The sequence below is a fragment of the Vibrio sp. B183 genome, assembly GCF_000740665.1.
GTDB classification, from domain to species: domain Bacteria; phylum Pseudomonadota; class Gammaproteobacteria; order Enterobacterales; family Vibrionaceae; genus Vibrio; species Vibrio coralliilyticus.
This window is the reverse complement of sequence record NZ_JPQB01000007.1, coordinates 1-19898: the sequence shown is the minus strand read 5'-3', so window position 1 is coordinate 19898 and position 19898 is coordinate 1. Positions and strand designations below refer to the sequence as shown.

The following is a 19898-nucleotide window of genomic DNA, read 5'->3' as shown; positions in this document are numbered from 1 at the left end:
AGAGACTCGCATCCACGAGTCTGTAGCCGATCTATATTGAGCGATATCTCTATAAAAGACTAGTTCCTAATTGGAACTAAACTATTTCCAATTTAGATGATTAGTTCCAGACTGATTCAATTTCTTCTTGCGTCAGATAGCGATATTCGCCTGGTTCCAGCTCGTCATCCAGAACGATATTACCGATACGTTCACGGTGTAGGTGCTCCACCTTGTTACCCAGTGCGGCAAACATGCGTTTCACCTGATGGTATTTACCTTCGGTGATGGTCAGCAATACTTCTTTTTCTTCTTCATCAACGATTTCCAGTTTCGCTGGTAACGTCGCCGCCTTTTCATTACGAAGCTCGATGCCCTGTTCAAACTGTGCCACGTAATCAGCCCCAATCGGGTCAACCAGCCAAACGCGGTAAGTCTTTTCGCATTTGTGCTTTGGCGAAGTAATACGGTGTGACCACTGACCATCATCGGTGATCAACACTAAACCCGTTGTATCGACATCTAAGCGCCCTGCGAAATGAAGATCTTCCATCTTCACTTCGTCGAGTAGCATGAAGGCTGTTTGATTAAATCCATCTTCATGCGAACAGACAAAACCATCGGGTTTGAACAACATGATGTAACGAGGACCCGGTTTCTGAATCTCACGTCCTTGCCATTCGACAATACAGTCGTCCGTCACTTTCACCGCACCACTTTTCTGCACGATATCGTTGACGGTGACATCACCACTTTTAATGATTTTTGTTGCTTCTTTACGTGTCGCACCCAGTGCATCACACAAGTATTTATCTAAACGCATGAATACCTCATCTCAATCAGGTGAGGTATTATAGAGCCACTAGACTAAATAGTTGAGCTATTTCACACAATTTATGTATACACTCCGACCTTACCAAGCCGACTCGGTGAAAGCCGTTATTCACTATTTCCGTAAACACTCCAGCCCAGCCGTCCTTGTGCTACCAACTGGAGCAGGAAAAAGTCTGGTTATTGCTGAACTCGCCAGACTGGCTAAAGGTCAGGTATTGGTCATGGCGCACGTCAAAGAGCTGGTGGAACAAAACCACGCTAAGTACGAGGGGTACGATCTCAAAGGGTCAATCTATTCTGCCGGTTTAGGCCGTAAAGAGACTGACCAACAAGTGGTGTTTGCATCAGTTCAATCTGTGGTCAGAAACCTTGATGACTTCAAGAACCAATTCTCGCTACTGGTGATTGACGAGTGCCACCGCGTGCCGGATAACAAAAACACCAGCTACCAAAAAGTGATTTCTCACCTGCGTGAGCTGAATCCGGGCATCAAAGTGCTCGGTTTAACTGCCACTCCTTATCGGCTTGGTATGGGTTGGATTTACCAATATCACACGCGCGGCCTGGTCAGAACAGAGGAACCAAGGTTCTTTCGAGATTGCATTTTCGAGCTGCCTATTCGTTACTTACTTGATGAAAAGTTCCTGACCCCTGCTCGCATGATGGACGCCCCCGTACTGAGCTACGACTTCTCACAGCTCAAACCCGCAACCACAGGCCGCTATAAAGAAGCGGAGCTGGACATGGTGATCGACAAAGCCAAACGGGCGACACCTCAGATTGTCGAGCAAATCATTCATCTTGCTAAGGACAAACAAGGCATCATGGTCTTCGCGGCAACGGTTCGACATGCTCAAGAAATCTATGGTCTTCTTCCTGAGGGCCAAACTGCACTTGTGATTGGCGACACCCCAACACCTGAACGCGACACCATCATCCAAGATTTTAAAGACCGTAAAATTAAATACTTGGTTAATGTCTCTGTGTTAACCACAGGATTTGATGCCCCTCATGTCGACCTGATAGCAATTCTGCGACCAACAGAATCAATCAGTTTGTATCAGCAGATTGTTGGACGAGGGCTGCGTCTTTCTCCGGGCAAAGAAGAGTGTCTGGTACTGGATTATGCAGGCAACAGCTACGATCTCTATCAGCCGGAAGTGGGTGATGCCAAACCTGACTCCGACAGCGAAATCATCACCATCCCCTGCCCGGCTTGTGGCTTCAACAACAACTTCTGGGGAAAGCTGGATAACAATGGCTTTCTGATTGAGCATTTCGGTCGAAAATGTCAGGGCTTTTTCGAAGACGAAGAGACTGGCGAGCGAGAGCACTGTAATTATCGTTTCCGCGCCAAATACTGCGGGGAATGCGGCGCAGACAATGATATAGCTGCGCGAATTTGTCACGAATGCGATGCCACCTTAGTGGACCCTGACAAGAAGCTTAAAGAAGCGTTAAACTTAAAAGACGCTTTGGTATTCGAGTGCTTGTCGATGGATTTGAGTGTTCACAAAGATGACAAAGGCAAAAGCAGCCTCAAGGTCTCTTATGTGGGGGAAAACCAAGCTCAAGTGCACGAATTCTGGTCTTTAACGACCAAGAAGCAGAAGCAGACATTCAAAGAGATGTTTGTTCGGCCTCATCTCGCTGACAAACATCGTCCGTTTGACGATGCCTCTCCGACCAAGGTGGTCAATAATCAGCATCGTTTTAGGCCACCTCAGTTCGTGATCGCGCGTAAAGCTGGGCGATTCTGGAAAATGCGTGACAAAATCTTTGAGGATGAGCTAACCAACTAGGGTCTGTTGACCTTTTGCGGTTAAATTTTGTTCGAGATAAAAGCGTTTTAGTCGCGGCGAGAGGTTTGTCGCCTAGTGACCTAAGCAAAACACCTCTCAACAAAGAGTAAAACGCTTTTAGCCGAACCCTCTGGGCAGCGTTTGTGGTTCCTTTCTACTGCGTTATCGGCTTATCAGGTAGGGCAACTACATTTCAAATCCTCTGCCTTGTATAAAGAACCCACAAACTGCTGCAAAAATCAGCTCAAAAGGTCAACAGACCCTAAGCACTCTATCAGCTCATACTTAATATTCACTTTGTATTCAGAAAAGATTCATTATACTGAGTCATAGAATTTCCGAGAAGGTAACGCTATGTTTCATAAGCAGTTAATTTGCTCCCTTGCTGTCACGTTTTGTATGGTGCTTGCTTACCCTACCTACGCTGACAGACACGATGATAAAGATGGCCATGCTCTGGTACAGGATGTCCATAAAGCAGGGACAGAAATTGAATTTGAAGAAGATCAGGACGAGGTCTACGACGCTGTTCGTAAAGGCTATATTCGCCCATTCTCCGATCTTTACGCTGCGGTGGAACAAGACCTTCACGGACGCATTATCAAAGTCGAACTTGAAGAAGAAGATGATATTTGGATTTACGAACTAAAGTTAAATTATAACAACAACATCATCAAAGTTGAGTACAACGCCAAAACGCTGGAAATGATGCTCATCAAAGGTCGCAATTTCAAACAAGCCCTTAAGAATTAGAAGAAGAACGTCATGAAAATACTTGTAGTGGAAGATGAACCTCGCCTTGGGGAACAAATCATAGAAGCCCTTGAACAGAATGGTTGGGTACCAGAACTGTCAGCAGATGGCATTGATGCACTCTATCGTGCTACGTCCGAGGAGTGGGATGCGATTGTACTCGACCTTGGCCTGCCAAAGCTTGATGGTTTGACCGTCCTAAAAGGTATCCGAGATGAAAACATCAACACGCCCGTCATTATTCTGAGCGCGCGTGATACCCTAACTCAACGCGTTGAAGGCCTTAATGCAGGTGCAGACGACTACCAGACCAAACCGTTCGAAATGGTTGAACTGATCGCTCGAATTCGCGCCCAGCTTCGCCGCGCATCAGGTAACGCATCTCCTGTGATGCAAGTGGGAAGTCTGAGCTTAGACACCCGCTCTTCTAAAGTCATGTGGCAAGGCCAAGCAATTGACCTAACCGCACTAGAATATAAAGTCGTTGCTTACTTCATGCATAACCCAGAAAAGGTAATCTCGCGAACCGAGTTGGTAGAACACATCTACAAACAAGACTTTGACCGCGACTCCAACACCATCGAAGTGTTTATCGGGCGTATACGCAAGAAAATCGCACCTAAAGTGATCAAAACCGTCCGAGGACTGGGATACCAGCTTAATGCCGAATAAAAAAGCGCATTTACTTAAAAAGCTCAGCCTCAAAAGCCGCCTCGTTCTGGCGGCGGTTGTTTGGTTGACCGCGATGATCGTCGCCGCCGGTGTCATGGTCCCTTCTCAGGTGTATGTCTACATGGAAGATGATGCCAAGGCACAATTGGCAACTTACATGGACGAGATTGCCGCGACAATTGAAGCGGACGAGAAAGGCAATGTGGCCATCGGCACTCCCCTTTCGGACCCGCGCTTCAACCGCCCCTACAGTGGCCTATACTGGTCCGCCAAAACGGATAAAGATTTACTACGTTCTCGCTCTCTCTGGGACAAAGCACTGACCGAAAAAGGCGATCATGATTTACTGGGGGCTCGAGATGAGAAGCTCATCTATATCGAATCGACACTCTATTACCCTGATTACGATGGCCCTATCGAAGTCACTATTGGTATTGACGAGCAACCGATAGAAGACACTGTCCGCAGCTTAATGGGCCAACTTTGGGTCATACTTGCACTACTTTACCTTGGCGTCCTAACACTCATTGTTATTCAGGTACAGTGGTCTCTGAGCCCATTGACCAAGATGCACAAAGAGCTCTCTCAACTTCGTTCAGGTAAGAAGACCCAGCTCGAAGAAGATTATCCACGCGAAGTCGCGCCTGTCGTGTCGGATTTGAATGCTCTTGTGTTCCACTATCAGGAGCTGTTAGAACGTGCTCGTCACCATGCGGGTAATTTGTCTCATGCACTAAAGACCCCTCTTTCAGTGTTAAAGAATGAAGTTGCCAACCAAGACCAACAAACCAAGCAGCAACTGCAACCTTCGCTCGATCAAATTCAAAGCCAGATAGATTATCACTTAGGCCGTGCCCGAATGGCTGGCTCTAAAAACATTCTTTCTGTGAAATCCTGCCCGTCTGAGCGCGTTGATGCAATCTCAATGGCTTTCGATAAAGTCTATGCGGAGCGCGGTATCACACTGATCAATGAGCTTGACTCTGACTTGGTCACTGCGGTCGAAGAAACTGATCTTGACGAAATGGTCGGCAATATTCTAGAAAACGCTTATAAATGGTCTGACAGCATCATCCGCGTTCATGCAACTCAAAATAGTGAAGACGCCGAAACCATCGACATCATCATTGAAGACGACGGCCAAGGCATCCCCGAAGAGAAGCTCAAACAAGTTATTAAACGTGGTGTACGTTTAGATGAGACAACTCCGGGCACAGGGCTAGGCTTGAATATTGTCAGTGAAATGGCCCACAGTTATCGGGGTAAGTTAACCTTAGATCGCAGTTCGATGGGTGGGCTAAAAGCTATCTTATCGATGAAAACGACTCACTAAAAAACTCTCAACAAAACGCTACTAAACAAAGCAGGCATTTTTGCCTGCTTTTCTATTTCAGATAAAACGTTTCATTAAACTTCATTCAATCTTCTTGACCAAGTAACAATACCGTCCAGAACACCAGCGAACTTCCTTTGACAACATTTGAGAAGGCTAAAACTGAGTCAATCATGATTTATGATGATTCAGTTAACATTTGCGGGCATGCAAACATAATGAGCAAACATTGTACAAAGTCCGCTTTATTCAAATGAAAACAAAATCAATGATTGCTCTGGCTGTTGCTCTGGCTACGAGTGCAGCACACGCAGAGGAAGAAGAGACACTTCCTCAAGACCCTTTTTCGGCTCAGACAAAACTGGGCTTTATCTACACCGAAAACACTAGTTCATCGCTGTCTTACAATACCGCGTTGATTTTAGGCTATAGCAAAGACCAATGGGAACACAAAGGTGGTTTTGAAAGCTACTATACGGACGCCGACAACGCCGACGATGGTGCCAACCGCTACACTATTAATGCAGGGTCAACCTATGACTATACTGAAACCAGCTTCTTAAGAGCTGCTACCCGTTTTGAGAACGACCTATACGGCACATATCGCAAACAATGGGTCTTAATGAGTGGCCTCGGTTTCTATTTACATAATACCGATACAGCCAAACTGTCTGTATCACTCGGTCCGGGTTACCGAATTTCTGAACGTCAACCAACCGATAGTGAATTCCCCTCCTTACGCAACTACGAAGTCATCGCAACCTCAACATTGGATGGATCTGTATCGTTTTCAGAAACATTTTCTGTCGGTGCAGTTATGGACGTAGCACACGGTGAAGAGAATACTCACTACAACACCAAAGCATACGTAAAGAACATCCTGATGGGCAGTTTGGCGCTGGTTTTCGATGTGGAATACATCTACAACACCACCGTTGCTGACGATCAATCTAATGATGAAATCTACTCGACGATGAGTCTTAGTTACGATTTTTAAGGTTATTTCATTTATTAATTAGCTTTGCGGTCAGGTAGGTTTGAGTTAAGAAACAACGTCAAAACTCATAAAAGCAAGAGGCTACACAAGGATGATTGTATGAAAAAAGCCCTCGTAGTGTTGTCAATTACTGCCACCACCATTGCCGGTGGCAGCCTTTTCTCCAGTTACTTGCGAATGGAGAAGGACAAACGCGTAGATGAACAAGAGATTCTGACAACGATTCAGAACGACAACCAACTCAGCACACCTGATCGCATCGTTCAAACCTCCGGTATGTTTATCGGAGTCGACTATGAAGCAAATACACTTACTTCCATCAATTCAGATAAAGAAGTGCTGGTTAAAAACTTTAACCACGTCGATTGCTTTACTCTGCTCGACTACGTTACTTCCCTCGCCTTTTCCGACTCCTTCGGCCAGTTCGATAAGAATCTTAAGCTAGCGCGTTACTTATACGGTAACGTAGACTTTCTCATGCGCCGTCATTTTTTTTCTGATTGGTTGGAAAACAGCCCATTTAATGTTCAAGACATTACGCTTGATCTTGATAGTCGAGCGGTCACGACCGTTAAGCACATTAATCAAAAAACACCTGAAGGTGAACGTTGGATCCCTTCTGTTCCGATTAAAGACAAGAACATCAGTTTTATCCCACGAGAATTTGTCGATGATTCTTTAATTAAAGAACTGAAAAGCGGTGATTTAATCGGTATATACAGCCATAAACGCGGATTAGACGTTTCTCATACAGGTATCTTTGTCGAAAATGGTGACAAACCCATTTTCCGCCATGCCTCCTCTATCGAAGGTAAAGTCGTCGACACGCCAATGCTGGAATATCTGAAAAGCAAACCCGGTATCATCGTTTATCGGTTCTCCACCAGTACTTCTTCAAGTTAAAAAAACGGCAACTTAACAAGTTGCCGTTTTTTGTCTGCGATTAACGCCGATTTAGTAAGTCATATGCAATATGACTTTATGCCCCACAAGTGCCGCATTGTTTTCACCCAACTTGGCCACTTTCATGTGACCGTCAAAGGAACCAGGTCTTACGAACAGTTGCTCGATAATACCCTTACGTAACGGTTCTATATCTAGCGGTTGATGTTCTTCCATCGCAAAAAACACACCATCACTATCAAGCTCGTATCGGCCTGAACCGGTATATCCAACACGACTTTTAGGCAATACCGCGTAAACGTCGTAGCTGCTGTTCTCTTTAAGAGTCAGTTCAATTCTCATTGGTAGCGTGGTAGCAAAATCATCATCCGGATCAGTGGATGACACATGTGCTACCGTGTGGCTGATCATATGACGGTTAAGCTGGTTGTCATCAATGTACGAAACCGCAGCCCCGACAGCAACGCCCGCAATAAGCGGAACAATGGCTAATAACTTATTCACAACTGATGACTCCACTATTTGAACTGAAACTCAAAGAGCGACCTTGGCCGTCCACTAATAACGTTAGTTCGCCAAAATCGTATAAAGTCGAGTTCTGGTAATGCACCTTAGCTCCGTTGTTTTCCGGCGTAAACCAGCAAGAGGCAAACTCTTGCTGCTCAAAAGATGCATAAGCCAATGGTGAGCTCGAATTTTCGATGATTGAGTAGCTGGCGACTGCGCCGAAAACAAACAATCCAGTTGCAATAAGCTGGGAGCGGTATTTCGCCAAACGACTGCGTAGCGTTTCTTTGGGTTCCTGAGGGGCAGGTATTTCCACCACCTCAGGAATAACTGCTTCAACTTGCTCAACTTCGTTTGCTGGCTGATAGGCATCGACCCGACCCACAAATTCATAGCCAGTACCACGAACCGTGCGGATGATTTCACCAGCGCGATCTTCCAGCGCTCGGCGACAGTTGGAGATACAGTGCAATAAACTACTGCTCTCTACTACGATGCCACGCTTTAGCCACACTTCATGCATTAATTCATGCTTTGTCAGTGTTTCACCGGTGCGCTCGATCATATAGTTCAGTAGCGCTATCTCATTGATTCCGATCGGATGACGAACATTACTTCCCTGACTGTGAATATAACCTTGCTCAACATCGAGAATATGGCTTTCATTAATCAGTAACATGCTTTACCCCTCAACGAGCTGCTTACGCAATACGCTTTTTTCGCGAAGCTTTGCTACCGCGACATAAGCCATTGGTACAAAGAACAGCGAGAAGAAAGTACCAATCGTCAAACCGCCGACCAGAACCAGACCAATGTTTACTCGACCTAATGAACCCGGCCCTTCTGCCAGAGCAAGAGGAAGCGAACCAATGATCATCGTCAGAGACGTCATCAGGATAGGACGTAGACGAGAGCGCGCACTCATCAATGCAGCTTCCATCACTTCCACACCTTCCTTACGCTTAAGGTTGGCAAATTCAACCATCAGGATGCCGTGCTTGGTCACCAAACCAACCAGAGTCAGCAAACCAATCTTAGAGTACAGGTTCAGGCTTTGACCAAAGACACTTAACGTCAGTATCGCACCTACCAGACACAGAGGAACGGTGATCAGAATAACCAATGGGTCTACAAAGCTCTCAAACTGAGCAGCAAGGATCAGGAAGATAAAGATCAGCGCCAGACCAAACAGCATCTGCATACCCGCTGATGACTCGTTAAGCTCTTTAATCGCGCCATCGTATTCGTAGCTTTGCCCCGCTTTCAGTAACTCTGGAAGCTTCTCATCAAGGAATGCTTGAACATCATCCGCACTGTAACCTGGTACCAAGTCTGCAGTAATCTCTGCAGCGTCTTTACCGCCATAGGTTTTAATATTTGATTCTGCCGTCACAGGCTTAATCGATACGAACTGAGACAGTGGCAACCTTTGACCAGATTCAGAGCTAACGTATAACTTATCTAGAACTTTAAAGTCACCTAACGCTTGGCGGTTTACCTGTACCTGAATTGGGTAGGTAAATCCGTCATCTGCTTGCAGATCGGCAGCCTTCACAGAGCCTAAGAAAGTAGAAATTGCATTGGTTACGTTGCCGTAATCAACGCCCGACAATACAATCGCATTGCGGTCAATCGACATATCAAATCGTAGCTGGTCACGGTGCGTTGAGTTATCAACGTTCGACAGGCCAGGGTAATCCTCAAGTAACTCAACGACTTTCGCTGCAGTATCAGACAGCTCGTCTAGGTCACGGTTAACGGTAGTCACTTGAAGAATCAGATTATCTGCCACATCAAGGTTGTCAGCAGAACGTACAGAGAAAGACGTCGTATAAGCCGAAATAGTTTCCTTCGCTTTAGCAATCATCTCATTGATGATTTCATCAGCGCTCTTATTACGTTCTTCCCATGGTTTCAGCAACACGTGGTTAGTCGGTGCAGTTTCAATGTAAGCAAGATTAGCTTCAATCTCTTTGTTACCTTCAAACACTGCGTTGATTTGGTCAGCGTTATCCAAGTCGTATAGACGACCAGCACCAGCAGGGCCATGAGAGGTCACTTCAATGAAACCAGTATCTTCTGTAGGCAGTAGAACTTTTGGCATAAACCATACAGCAACAACAGACAAAATAGTCAGTACTGCAGTACCCGCTAAAACCTGACGTGGACGCTTGAACCAAGCATTCAGGTACACCATATACTTGTCAGTCATGGCGTTCAGTTTGGTTTCCACCCACTGGAACCACTTTGGTGACGTTGTCACTGATTTCAGCATGTAGGCACTCATCATCGGAGACAGAGTTAATGCTACGAATCCTGAGATGATGACTGATGCTGCTAGCGTAAAGGCAAACTGTTGGAACAGATCCGCCGTCAAACCTGACATCAAACCAATCGGCAAGTACACCACAGCCAGCGTTAAGGTCATTGCGATGACAGGGAAAACAATCTCTTTACAGCTCTTAAGTGCTGCTTCAAATGGTGAAAGACCTTCTTCAATATGTCGGTAGCAGTTTTCCACCACAACGATAGCATCATCAACCACCAGACCAATCGCAAGAATAATAGCCAAAATAGTCAACACGTTGATGCTAAAGCCTAGCATTGCCATTACACCAAACACGCCGATCACACAGACAGGAATGGTTATCAAAGGAATCGCTGCAACGCGCAGTGAACCTAAGAACAAAACTACAATTGCCGATACCAGAACAATCGCTTCAACCAACGTCATAAACCCTTGGTCAATTGCTTCTTCGATAAAGTCAGCCTGATTGTAGACCATCTTCATCTCAACATTGTCCGGTACTTCCATGGTTTCCATGGCCGCTTTTACGCGGTTCGCAACCGTAACCGGGTTCTCAGATTTAAGTGGTAACACCTGAAGAGACATCGCCATATCGCCATCAACATGAAGCATGCTTGGCTCAAGGCTCTCCTCACCCATTTGAACGTCAGCCACATCATTAACACGAACGATGTTGCCATTGTCGACACGGATCACGAGGTCACGCACATCTTCAATAGACGTTACCTGATTGACAGGGTTGATTGAGAAGTCACGAACTTCACCTTTAATCGTACCTGCAGTAAACGTCGCATTGTAAGTGCTCAGCGTACCTACTACGTCAGAAGCACTGACATTCAGAGCCGCCATACGCTCAGGTTGCAACCAAACACGAATTGCACGGTTGGAACCACCATATGGCCCCCACACACCACCAACACCCAGTACGTTTTTGAACTGAGGAGCAATCTGCTGACTGATGAAGTCAAACAGCTCTTGCTTCTCCATCTCACCACGGTTAACGAATGTGATAATGTTACTTGGCATTGCCGTGTCAGAAGAGTCATCCGTTACTGTCGGTTTGTCTGTCATCGCTGGCGGGAAGTCAGAGATACCATCCACCTTGCTGCGCAGATTGTTCATCAGGCTTGCATACTCAACCTCACTGACCCCATCTTCAAATTGGATCTTGAGAGAACAGCTGCCTTCCTGACAATCCGTTGTCATCGTTTTGATCTTATCGAGACCTGTGACCGCAGTGATGAGTTCTTCTGCCACATTTTGTGACATAAACTCAGCACTCGCCCCGGTAATTGAAGCGCTTACTGTAGCCGATGCAGTCTGGCGCTCTGGAAAATATTGAATCGCAAGTTTTTGGTAGGAGACTATCCCCAGTAGAACAATCGCAATGCTCAGCACTGAGGCGAGCACTGGATGTTTAATACATATTTCAGGCAGCTTCATTCGTTACCTCCGCTGGCTTTTCGTTTGCCGGCTCAGCTACCTTTTTTTCTTCTTTTTCTACTTCGGTCGGAAGTTCAGCGGCAGGTTTCTCTGCCTCCGCTTCTTTGACTGGCTGAGCAGGTAAAGTGCGTGACGGCAAAGTCACTGGTGATTTAGTGTTTTGAACAGATACAGGAGCCTCGTGATTAAGGTTTTGTCGGCCTGTTACAACAACGGTTTCGCCTAGCTTGAGACCAGATTCAATCGTCACGTAACCATTATTGGTGTTTTCACCAAGCTCGACTGGACGCTTGATCGCTTTGTTGTCTTCAACGACCCAAACGAAACGCTGGTCTCCGTCAGCGCCAATAGACGTCTGAGAAACCACTAGATGTGAGTTTGCCTCACCAATCGTTTGAGAAACCTTGGCGAACATACCCGGAACTAGAGCATTTTCTGGGTTATCAAAATGCGCGTGAATTTCTACACGGCCAGAACTTTCATCAACAAGTGGAGCGATATAGTTTACCTTGCCAGTGAACGTCTGGTCTTGGTATGCATCGACGGTTAGAGAGACTGCCTGGCCTAGCTTCGCTTTGCCGACTTCTGACTGGCTGATTGAGTAATGTACTTCAACCGGATCAAGTTTAATCAGGCTAACCAAGGCCGTTGCTGCTTCAACACGACTACCAACAGAATGGGTAAAGTTAGTCAGTTGACCATCAAATGGTGCAACCAATTGGTAGTTCTGCATGTCGGTTTTCTTTTGACGGAAGTCAGCACGCGCAAGGTTCGCTTGTTGTTTAAGCTCTTCTACATCCTGAGCCGACATGGAATCTGGTTGTTTCTTTAGCAATGCCAACACACGGTCTAGCTTAGACTCAGCTAATGCCAGTGAGCTCTCTGCTTTATCGAGTTCAGCTTTAGCTTGGTCATCATCAAGTTGAGCAATTAGCTCGCCTTTCTTAACCACATCACCATCGCTGAATTTTAGCGATTTAAGTTTTTCACCAGCACTGAACGTCAGCGCGGCAGAATCTGTTGCTTTAATTTTGCCAACTTCGTTAAGTGAAGCTGCACTTGATTGCTCGGCAACCACTTCGACGGTTACCGGAGTCGCAGGAACTTGATCTTCTGCTATCACGTTAACGGCATAAACGGAGCTAGCAGTGCATAAAATAGACAGCGGCAGAGCCTTAGAATTTTTCATGATTTGTCTCTAATTGATGAAACTTGCCGCTTGTTATACCTAAGATTTTCCTTGCTAAGTTAGGGCTTTGTCAGGTGGATGATATTTAATCATGAACCATTATTAAAAAACCTCAAAACCATGTTTTTAAAAGAAAAAACGTACAAAAAAAAGCCAGCATCTAAATGCTGGCTTTTGCACTATTTTTGAACATTATTGTTCAGCAGTGACAAACAGGTAGGAGTATCTTGGTGCAACCAGAATCGTTTGCTCCTTACCGATACGAATGACTTTCAACTCTTCCATTGAATGCATTCCTCGTTGACTGAACATAGTCTCCATAATGTTCAACTTTTTACCCTCTGGCACAACTTGCTCAGCGGAGATTGGCATCAGTGACAAACCATATGAGTCAAAGTCATAATGCCCTGTGGTATTAAACCCAACCAGATTCCCAGTCAAGAAATACAGTTCGTATTGGCCAGAACGTTTCAGGTTCAGTGACGCACGCATTTTAACCAGCTCACTACCTTCTCGCTTGGGTATAACTATTTGCGTATGACTTTCAAAGTTCTGATTCATGGTCGGTGAGTTGACGTAAGCTGCCACTCCACCAATCGCTAAACCCGCTAACACGCTGGTGATCGTCATCGTCTTATTCACAAATCACCTCCACTTCTTCAGGTAGGTAACTGACTGACGTTCCATCCTGATCAACCAAGATCACCTGATTACCGGTCTGGAAAGCACGGACATTAGCCAATGTAATAGGTTCGTCTGTCTGAACCGTACACCCTAAGTAACGGGTTTCAGTATAGTCAGCTTCAATCCAAGGCGTACGTAGAGTAGAAACAAGCAGATATCCCGCCAAAGCGCTCAGGCTAAACATAACCAGATAGCGCGCATTGCGCTTTTTCAATACCGTTGAAGATACATCGGAGAGAACTTCGCTTTCCGCCGAAGAAGATAAAACAGAGTTGTCAGCTAAAGCCTCTGGTTCGTAATCCCTGACTTCACCGTTAAATTGATAACCAACACCACGAATCGTACTGATGATTTCGCTGTTTTTATCTTGAAGTGCTTTTCGGCAGCTTGATACACAGTGCAGCAAGCTACTCTCTTCAACAATAACGCCTTTTTTATGCCAGACCTGTTCCAAAAGTTCTGATTTAGAGAGGGGCTTATGGGGGTGCTCAATCATGTATTGAAGTAGTGCAACTTCGTTACCACCAAGCATAGTTTTCTGACCGGAATCAGCGTCTTCCACTGAACCAGCAAGCAAGTTGAGAATATGATTATTATTAATTATCAGCATCGTAATAGACTGAATATAGGTACTTTCTATACCTTAACCATATCTTAAAACTTATAAAAAAGAAAAACTCAACCGATTAAGACTGAGTTTTCGTTAGGCTTTTTGTTATCTAGCTTCCAGTCTGAGGGATTATTGTTTCTTGAATGACCAATATCTGACCGTCAGTAAAATAGTCATGTTGGTCATCGATTGCAGTAGGTGCAGATAGCGGCTGAAAGGCGATTGCTTGCTGCGGCAATATCGACTTTACCTGTTGGGCAAGTTTATCCCGCTCTTTATCCACATTTGGATCAATGCTGTGCAGTACAGTGAAAATGCCCGAATAGGCAGTGAATTTTAATCCGTTGTCATAGCTTATTGCACCGAGCCAAATCATCTGATGACTTTGTGGGTCCACTCCCCCTTTCCACCAGCGAATGTGGCTTCGTTGAACCAAATCTCCGGGAAGCTGGAATGCCAAATTTTGAGGGGTTTGGTTCCAAAATAAATCAGACACTGGCGGAGTCTGGTTATTAATCAAATCTAAATATACGGATGGGTCAATGTCATGACGTGAAAATGTGTGATTCTCAATCCAGCCAAGCTGCAACATCAACTCACGTGGTGAGTCGCCAAAATAGAGCACGTTGATAGCCTGTGCATCGAATACCGATGATTTCCCTGGGTACGCTTTGAACTTCAGCGCAGTGGGTGCAATTTTTGGAGCCGGCCCTGTCTGCTCAACAAAGTCATCGGACATATGGAAAAAGTGCGTGTAGTTGGCGTACAGCATCGCACCCAGCAGAAACAACGAGAATTTAGGCAACATCAAACGCCACTTTAAGCGTTTACCAATAAACAGAAAAACCAGACTGGCAGCAACGGCAATGAGGCTGGCTTGGTACTCAACAATGACGGCTTTGACTTCAGCGATCATTGGAAATTTATCGATGCCATAAGCGAGCAGATAACCCCACATCACAAACTGGCCAACGCCCAGTACCAGCCCAATAGAAGAAAAAACGCTAAATCGCGCCCAGGTAATCTTATTGGTGCCCGCAATAAACGGGACGACCCATGCTACAGGCCCAAGTAAACGAGCAAACGCCAATACCGTGTTACCTCGCTTTGCCATCAGATGGCGACATCGGGCTATCGGGCGTCTGGTCTTAGGCTGCCACTTAATCAATTTTTTCTGAGCAGGCACGCCTACTTTTCGCCCAATGAAATAGCTCGCCTGATCGCCAAGAAAACCACCAAGCAGTACCGCGAAGACGCCAGTAATAACCCCCTGATGCAACTGATAACCCGCTGCGATAAGGAAAGGCTCTCCCGGTACAAATAGATTGGGGCCTATCAGCGCATCCAGTAAGGCCCCAACAAACAGACTAGCTCCTTCAAACATAACCAAAGTCCCTGAGTATTACTGTTCTTTGTAGTGGCCGAACTTGTATTCCATCTCGTTATTGCGCATTTCACCAAAGAAGAAACGGCGCACGTTGGCTTTAAAGTAAGTCATACCCATTTTGAAAATACTATCTTGATCTAAACGGCGAGGATCAAAGCCGAACGTCAGATTCAAGAAGCGGAACCGCCATGTTTTGCTGGCGCGCTTCACATAGTCACAGTCTTCACACAATACGATTTGCTCATCAAAGCCATTCAGTTGTTCATGTACGCGTTTGGTCGAAAAAATACACGCCCCAACCGCGGTGGGGAAAATAAACTGCGTCGTAAACAGACCTAAGTTAAACAAACCATAACCCAGCTTGTGTACCACAGGCAGATCTTTGGCGCCCATATACACACCTGCTACCTCAAGCTGCTTTTCTTCCAGCTGGCTGACGGCGTTAGCTAAGAAGTTTGGCGCTAGTCGTACATCCGCATCGAGAAACAACAAACGCTCATGCTTTGCCATAGACGCGCCCGTATTACGCCCTAGGCTCACACCACGAGTATCCATCTTATGCACGGTCAATGCAGGTAAAGAAGCCTCATATGCGCTCGCCACTTCTCTAGTCGCGTCTTCGCTGTCTGAATCAACGAGAATCACTTCGAAGTCACGATGCGTCTGCTTGCTCAAATCTTCCATCAAACGCCCAATGCGCTTTTCTTCATTCAAGGTAATAACAACAATACTTACTGGTCCCATATCGAACTCCTCAATCAATCTATCATTCACGATATGAACAATACCGTGGTGAGACTTAATCACGCGTGAGAAGAATGTTCAGATTCGGTTCATATTGACCGCTTGTTTAGGTGTAAAAATGTAAGTATCTTGTGCCTGCCTCAAACAACGGTAAGCGACTGAAAATATTTACTCAAAAGATAGCCAGTTAAACGGGTTTTCTATTGCGGGAAAATCGAGAGAGTGATAGTATCCGCGCTCGCTTGAAGAGTTACTACCAATTACTCGAAAGCGTTTACCACATTCACGCGAGGTCGCATCGCAGAATGTGACGTTATTTTTTTCATATTTGAGAGTAAATACTATGAAATTTGAAGCAGTAGTACGTACTGAACTAGGTAAAGGTGCGAGCCGCCGCCTACGTCACGCTGGTCAATTCCCTGCTATCGTTTACGGTGGTGAGGCTGCGCCAGTATCTATCGTTCTCAACCACGACGACGTTGTTAACCAAATGGACAAGCCTGAGTTCTACGAAGGTATCGTTCTAGTGATCGACGGTGCTGAAGTTAAAGTTAAGCCACAAGACGTTCAACGTCACGCTTACAAGCCAAAAGTTGAGCACATGGACTTCATCCGCATCTAATTCCCTACCAAGGAATTAAATCGGATTAAATCCAACCTTTTGCATAAAGAATATCGGCCTTACCAACCGAGACTTCTAAAAATTCGAAACCCCGATGCTACCAACATCGGGGTTTCACCGTTTTTGAGCTGTAGAAAAACCTCTACCCTCCTGCAAATCATGTACCCACTAAACTCTAATTGGCCTACTTACATTTAAACTGTCTACCTCAACATGTCGTTTGTCTGCAGGTTCACAGACACGCTGCTAGGTATGTGCCTTTTTGTAGATAAACTCTCAAACAGAGGTGTAAAGCACTCCCAAAGGAAACTTCTTTTCACTTTTTTGTTTTTTTGCATCTAGAGTATAAAAACAAGCGGATTAATTTTTAATTTGCTCGACTCTTGCCAGCTTAAATAAAGGGAGTTTATTTTGAAATACAGAATCCTAGCTTTGCTGTTAAGCATTTTTGCTTACCTACCACACGCTAATGCTTCACTAGATGGCATCTATAAAGGATGTGGTTTAGGGCACTGGGTTGCCAACGGCTATGCTAACGGCTGGCTTGCCGTTACTACCAACGTTACGTGGGACTTAGGTACTACCGCATCTATCTCTTATTATTCAACCCCAGGTTCATGCTCGGGCCCATTTTATGCTGCTGCACAGTTTATCGACAGAACCTACCCGGAACTTGAACAAGAAACGGTTCAAGGTGAAGGTGAGCATATGCTTGCGATGCTGAATATCCTTGAATGCGGACAAAAAGAGCAAAAGATAGTCCGTCAGGGAATCCGAAGTGATTTTGCAAAAGTGCTGGCAAATGATAACTATGCTGAAATGCCTCACCATGAGAAGGCTGACAGCTATTACCGAATTGTGGCAAAACATGCTTCACAGCAGTGCGCGGCATCTTAGCCCATATTAGCAAACAGATGATACGCGTTGGCGTGTCGTCTTGTTTGGGCATATTGCTCTCTATAACACTACTGTCCTCCTGGCCAGCATCGGGGTCAGCTTCACTTAGTGAAAAACAGATAAATCAGTGGTCCAAACTGCTGCACTTTAAAGATGGCAGCAGTACCATCTCCAGCCCAGACTTTTTCCTTTCCGAAAACGGCAGCGTTGATGCAGAAGCCGAATTGATCGCTACTCTCAGCGCTTTTATGACACCTTCAGCAATGGCACACTGCCGCTACCCTGCCCGTTACATCTGGGTTAAGGACAACTTCGGTGCTGATTTAGCCCTGTCTTTACAAGATTGCGAAGACTATCAACAATGGATTCAGCACAGCAAAACCGAGTCGGTCAGTCTTGTTTATGTAACGGGATACCTAGGAAACCCCGCCTCCTTTTTTGGTCACCTGATGATGAAATTTAACCGCCAGGGCGACAATCAAACGGATATCGAACTACTCGATACAGGTATCAACTTTGGCGCGAATGCGCACCCTGACGACAACCCTGTGAAGTATGTACTGTATGGTATTTTTGGTGGCTACAGTGCCACTTACACCACTGCAACTTACTATCTTCATACTGGTAATTATGCTGAGAATGAGCAACGGGAGCTGTGGGAATATGAACTAAGCCTGACCAAACAAGAAGTGGCGCTAATACAGGCGCACCTGTTTGAGCTGCAGGATGTAGATTTCAACTATTACTTCCTTAGCGACAACTGCTCTACTGCGTTTAAGGACATTTTGAGTATTGTGCTGGATCAGCCCCTAGATACCGGGATTCAGCCGTGGGACATGCCCATTGATATATTCCACGCTCTTCCGGATGCTAAGCATCATGGGCAACCTTTAGTGAAAAAGGTCAATCAACGTCAGTCTAAGTACAGCCGTATTCAAAATAAGTACCTCGCCTTAAGTAATTCAGAAAGGCAGCGAGCACTCATCATTGCCAAAGACATTTCAAAGCTGGAATCTTTTATGCAGTCGAGTGATTTTTCTGAGTATGAAAAAGCCAAGGTTCTAGATGTATTAACCGAGTACACAGAATTGTTGTTAGTCACAAAAAATGAAGCTAATAACAACTACAAAGAACAGAAGCGAGAGTTGTTGCTGGCGAGGCTACAGTTGGATAGCTTTAGTGTGGACTGGCCGGAGAGCAAGGCCAAGCCACCCCATTTAGCTCAGCTACCCATCAATCTTGGTATGGGTGCAGGTTATAGTGACAGCTACAAAGGATATGTCAGTCTGCGGGGTTATGGTGCTTATTATGATTTTCTGTCTATTGATGTTGCTCGACTAAAAGATTCTGCTCTTACGGTTTTGGACACTGAGCTGCACATAACCGATGACAAGGTCCGTCTTAAAAAGCTGGATTTGCTTAATGTAGCTTCACTCAACACCAATGATGTGGATTTGTTTGAAAACGATCGCTTAGCATGGCAATTGGCTCTCTCAATTGAACATAGCGAATGCCACGATGAAGAGTGTTATCGCCCATACTTCAAAGGTTACTTAGGTCTAGCTGAACGCCGGTTTAGCAGCCTTTCAGCTTACTCTATGATTGGTGGACAAGTCGATTTCACCTACTTTGATGACTCTGAATTTCAACTTCCGACAGGGGTGCTTTATAGCTGGTCTGATAGCTGGAAAACACACCTGAGAGTGGTTCCTTCAATTGGTTGGGATGGTAATGGCTGGGACTTTATTTTTTACGGGGACGCACGCTACAGCCTCAGCAATAAAGCAGACATTCGTATAAACATCGAGAAAAGTTACGACAAGCTAGTAGGGGTTCATTACAACCGATACTTTTAAGTTACTCTATCCATGCTACTCAAAGCGTTCAACGTCACGCTTACAAGCCAAAAGTTGGAAACATGGGTTTCACTCGCATCTAATTCCCTACCAAGGAATTAAATCGGATTACATCCAGCCTTTTGCAAAAAGAATATTTGCCTTACCAACCGAGACTCCTAAAAATTCGAAACCCCGATGGCTACTAACCGCAAATTAGCCTGTTTACATTTTAACAGTACAACGTCTATTACTTGGCCGAAGATAACTGCATTTGGTGCTAGCTTGTGGCCTGCATCCGAACGTACTTTTCTAACTCGTTTATGCACCTAAATGTGTTTTTGGCCTTATAGATAGCCATAAGGAAATCTAATCTAAGCAAGCCTCGCATTAGGCGAG

General features: G+C 45.3%; 18 protein-coding genes. 9 read left to right on the top strand and 9 right to left on the bottom strand.

What is annotated here, in order from left to right; all coding sequences use genetic code 11:
* Nucleotides 1-100: 100 nt before the first annotated feature.
* The gene (rsuA, locus tag IX95_RS08935; protein ID WP_038158914.1) at nt 101-802 is read right to left on the bottom strand and encodes a 16S rRNA pseudouridine(516) synthase RsuA; all 702 of its coding nucleotides are present in this window, start codon (nt 800-802) and stop codon (nt 101-103) included.
* Between the two features lie 73 nt (nt 803-875).
* Between rsuA and IX95_RS08930 the strand changes: the two genes are divergently transcribed.
* From IX95_RS08930 to IX95_RS08905, 6 genes are all read left to right on the top strand, one after another.
* Complete coding sequence (locus IX95_RS08930; protein ID WP_038158912.1) at nt 876-2615, top strand: DEAD/DEAH box helicase; 1740 nt, start codon at nt 876-878, stop codon at nt 2613-2615.
* Between the two features lie 399 nt (nt 2616-3014).
* Nucleotides 3015-3368, top strand: coding sequence for a PepSY domain-containing protein (locus IX95_RS08925; RefSeq protein WP_436411200.1), 354 nt, complete (start codon nt 3015-3017; stop codon nt 3366-3368).
* A 12-nt stretch (nt 3369-3380) separates the two neighbouring features.
* On the top strand, nt 3381-4040 hold the full coding sequence (locus IX95_RS08920; RefSeq protein WP_021456799.1) for a response regulator transcription factor: 660 nt from the start codon (nt 3381-3383) through the stop codon (nt 4038-4040).
* Nucleotides 4030-5373 carry an ATP-binding protein gene (locus tag IX95_RS08915; protein WP_038158907.1) on the top strand — a complete coding sequence of 448 codons (1344 nt, stop codon included), beginning with the start codon at nt 4030-4032 and terminating at the stop codon, nt 5371-5373. The genes IX95_RS08920 and IX95_RS08915 overlap by 11 nt, the downstream gene beginning before the upstream one ends.
* Nucleotides 5374-5626: 253 nt before the next feature.
* Nucleotides 5627-6370: a DUF481 domain-containing protein gene (locus tag IX95_RS08910; protein ID WP_031342848.1), complete on the top strand. Its 744-nt coding sequence runs from the start codon at nt 5627-5629 to the stop codon at nt 6368-6370.
* 99 nt (nt 6371-6469) lie between these two features.
* Nucleotides 6470-7273 carry an N-acetylmuramoyl-L-alanine amidase-like domain-containing protein gene (locus IX95_RS08905; RefSeq protein ID WP_038158905.1) on the top strand — a complete coding sequence of 268 codons (804 nt, stop codon included), beginning with the start codon at nt 6470-6472 and terminating at the stop codon, nt 7271-7273.
* 51 nt (nt 7274-7324) lie between these two features.
* On the opposite strand, the gene IX95_RS08900 is transcribed toward IX95_RS08905, so the two are convergent.
* The 8 genes from IX95_RS08900 to IX95_RS08865 form a co-directional block, all read right to left on the bottom strand.
* The gene (locus tag IX95_RS08900; protein WP_006962528.1) at nt 7325-7777 is read right to left on the bottom strand and encodes a hypothetical protein; all 453 of its coding nucleotides are present in this window, start codon (nt 7775-7777) and stop codon (nt 7325-7327) included.
* Nucleotides 7770-8459 carry a winged helix-turn-helix domain-containing protein gene (locus IX95_RS08895; protein WP_038158903.1) on the bottom strand — a complete coding sequence of 230 codons (690 nt, stop codon included), beginning with the start codon at nt 8457-8459 and terminating at the stop codon, nt 7770-7772. Before IX95_RS08895 ends, IX95_RS08900 begins: the two co-directional genes overlap by 8 nt.
* Nucleotides 8460-8462: 3 nt before the next feature.
* Complete coding sequence (locus tag IX95_RS08890) at nt 8463-11531, bottom strand: efflux RND transporter permease subunit (protein ID WP_038158902.1); 3069 nt, start codon at nt 11529-11531, stop codon at nt 8463-8465.
* Nucleotides 11518-12720, bottom strand: coding sequence for an efflux RND transporter periplasmic adaptor subunit (locus IX95_RS08885; RefSeq protein ID WP_038158900.1), 1203 nt, complete (start codon nt 12718-12720; stop codon nt 11518-11520). Before IX95_RS08885 ends, IX95_RS08890 begins: the two co-directional genes overlap by 14 nt.
* Nucleotides 12721-12912: 192 nt before the next feature.
* A complete protein-coding gene (locus IX95_RS08880) occupies nt 12913-13362 on the bottom strand; it encodes a hypothetical protein (protein WP_006962532.1) in 450 nt (149 codons plus the stop codon).
* The gene (locus IX95_RS08875; RefSeq protein WP_038158898.1) at nt 13355-14014 is read right to left on the bottom strand and encodes a winged helix-turn-helix domain-containing protein; all 660 of its coding nucleotides are present in this window, start codon (nt 14012-14014) and stop codon (nt 13355-13357) included. The genes IX95_RS08880 and IX95_RS08875 overlap by 8 nt, the downstream gene beginning before the upstream one ends.
* Before the next feature lie 109 nt (nt 14015-14123).
* Nucleotides 14124-15398: an LssY C-terminal domain-containing protein gene (locus IX95_RS08870; RefSeq protein WP_038158895.1), complete on the bottom strand. Its 1275-nt coding sequence runs from the start codon at nt 15396-15398 to the stop codon at nt 14124-14126.
* Between the two features lie 18 nt (nt 15399-15416).
* Nucleotides 15417-16145 carry a glycosyltransferase family 2 protein gene (locus IX95_RS08865; RefSeq protein WP_038158892.1) on the bottom strand — a complete coding sequence of 243 codons (729 nt, stop codon included), beginning with the start codon at nt 16143-16145 and terminating at the stop codon, nt 15417-15419.
* Between the two features lie 343 nt (nt 16146-16488).
* Between IX95_RS08865 and rplY the strand changes: the two genes are divergently transcribed.
* The 3 genes from rplY to IX95_RS08850 all read left to right on the top strand — a co-directional run bounded on the left by rplY (nt 16489) and on the right by IX95_RS08850 (nt 19520).
* On the top strand, nt 16489-16767 hold the full coding sequence (gene rplY, locus IX95_RS08860; RefSeq protein WP_006962536.1) for a 50S ribosomal protein L25: 279 nt from the start codon (nt 16489-16491) through the stop codon (nt 16765-16767).
* A gap of 411 nt (nt 16768-17178) precedes the next feature.
* Nucleotides 17179-17664 (top strand): DUF3015 family protein, encoded by a 486-nt coding sequence (locus IX95_RS08855; RefSeq protein WP_021456807.1) that lies wholly within the window; start codon nt 17179-17181, stop codon nt 17662-17664.
* Between the two features lie 17 nt (nt 17665-17681).
* A complete protein-coding gene (locus tag IX95_RS08850; protein WP_051912512.1) occupies nt 17682-19520 on the top strand; it encodes an Lnb N-terminal periplasmic domain-containing protein in 1839 nt (612 codons plus the stop codon).
* Nucleotides 19521-19898 lie beyond the last annotated feature (378 nt).

Excerpts from the sequence above, each read along its gene's own strand:
- IX95_RS08875 (WP_038158898.1), bottom strand. The coding sequence starts at position 14,014 with ATGCTGATAATTAATAATAATCATATTCTCAACTTGCTTGCTGGTTCA.
- IX95_RS08885 (WP_038158900.1), bottom strand. The coding sequence starts at position 12,720 with ATGAAAAATTCTAAGGCTCTGCCGCTGTCTATTTTATGCACTGCTAGC.
- IX95_RS08915 (WP_038158907.1), top strand. The coding sequence starts at position 4,030 with ATGCCGAATAAAAAAGCGCATTTACTTAAAAAGCTCAGCCTCAAAAGC.
- IX95_RS08910 (WP_031342848.1), top strand. The coding sequence starts at position 5,627 with ATGAAAACAAAATCAATGATTGCTCTGGCTGTTGCTCTGGCTACGAGT.
- IX95_RS08925 (WP_436411200.1), top strand. The coding sequence starts at position 3,015 with ATGGTGCTTGCTTACCCTACCTACGCTGACAGACACGATGATAAAGAT.
- rsuA (WP_038158914.1), bottom strand. The coding sequence starts at position 802 with ATGCGTTTAGATAAATACTTGTGTGATGCACTGGGTGCGACACGTAAA.
- IX95_RS08930 (WP_038158912.1), top strand. The coding sequence starts at position 876 with ATGTATACACTCCGACCTTACCAAGCCGACTCGGTGAAAGCCGTTATT.
- IX95_RS08870 (WP_038158895.1), bottom strand. The coding sequence starts at position 15,398 with ATGTTTGAAGGAGCTAGTCTGTTTGTTGGGGCCTTACTGGATGCGCTG.
- IX95_RS08850 (WP_051912512.1), top strand. The coding sequence starts at position 17,682 with ATGATACGCGTTGGCGTGTCGTCTTGTTTGGGCATATTGCTCTCTATA.
- rplY (WP_006962536.1), top strand. The coding sequence starts at position 16,489 with ATGAAATTTGAAGCAGTAGTACGTACTGAACTAGGTAAAGGTGCGAGC.
- IX95_RS08905 (WP_038158905.1), top strand. The coding sequence starts at position 6,470 with ATGAAAAAAGCCCTCGTAGTGTTGTCAATTACTGCCACCACCATTGCC.
- IX95_RS08890 (WP_038158902.1), bottom strand. The coding sequence starts at position 11,531 with ATGAAGCTGCCTGAAATATGTATTAAACATCCAGTGCTCGCCTCAGTG.
- IX95_RS08920 (WP_021456799.1), top strand. The coding sequence starts at position 3,381 with ATGAAAATACTTGTAGTGGAAGATGAACCTCGCCTTGGGGAACAAATC.
- IX95_RS08865 (WP_038158892.1), bottom strand. The coding sequence starts at position 16,145 with ATGGGACCAGTAAGTATTGTTGTTATTACCTTGAATGAAGAAAAGCGC.
- IX95_RS08895 (WP_038158903.1), bottom strand. The coding sequence starts at position 8,459 with ATGTTACTGATTAATGAAAGCCATATTCTCGATGTTGAGCAAGGTTAT.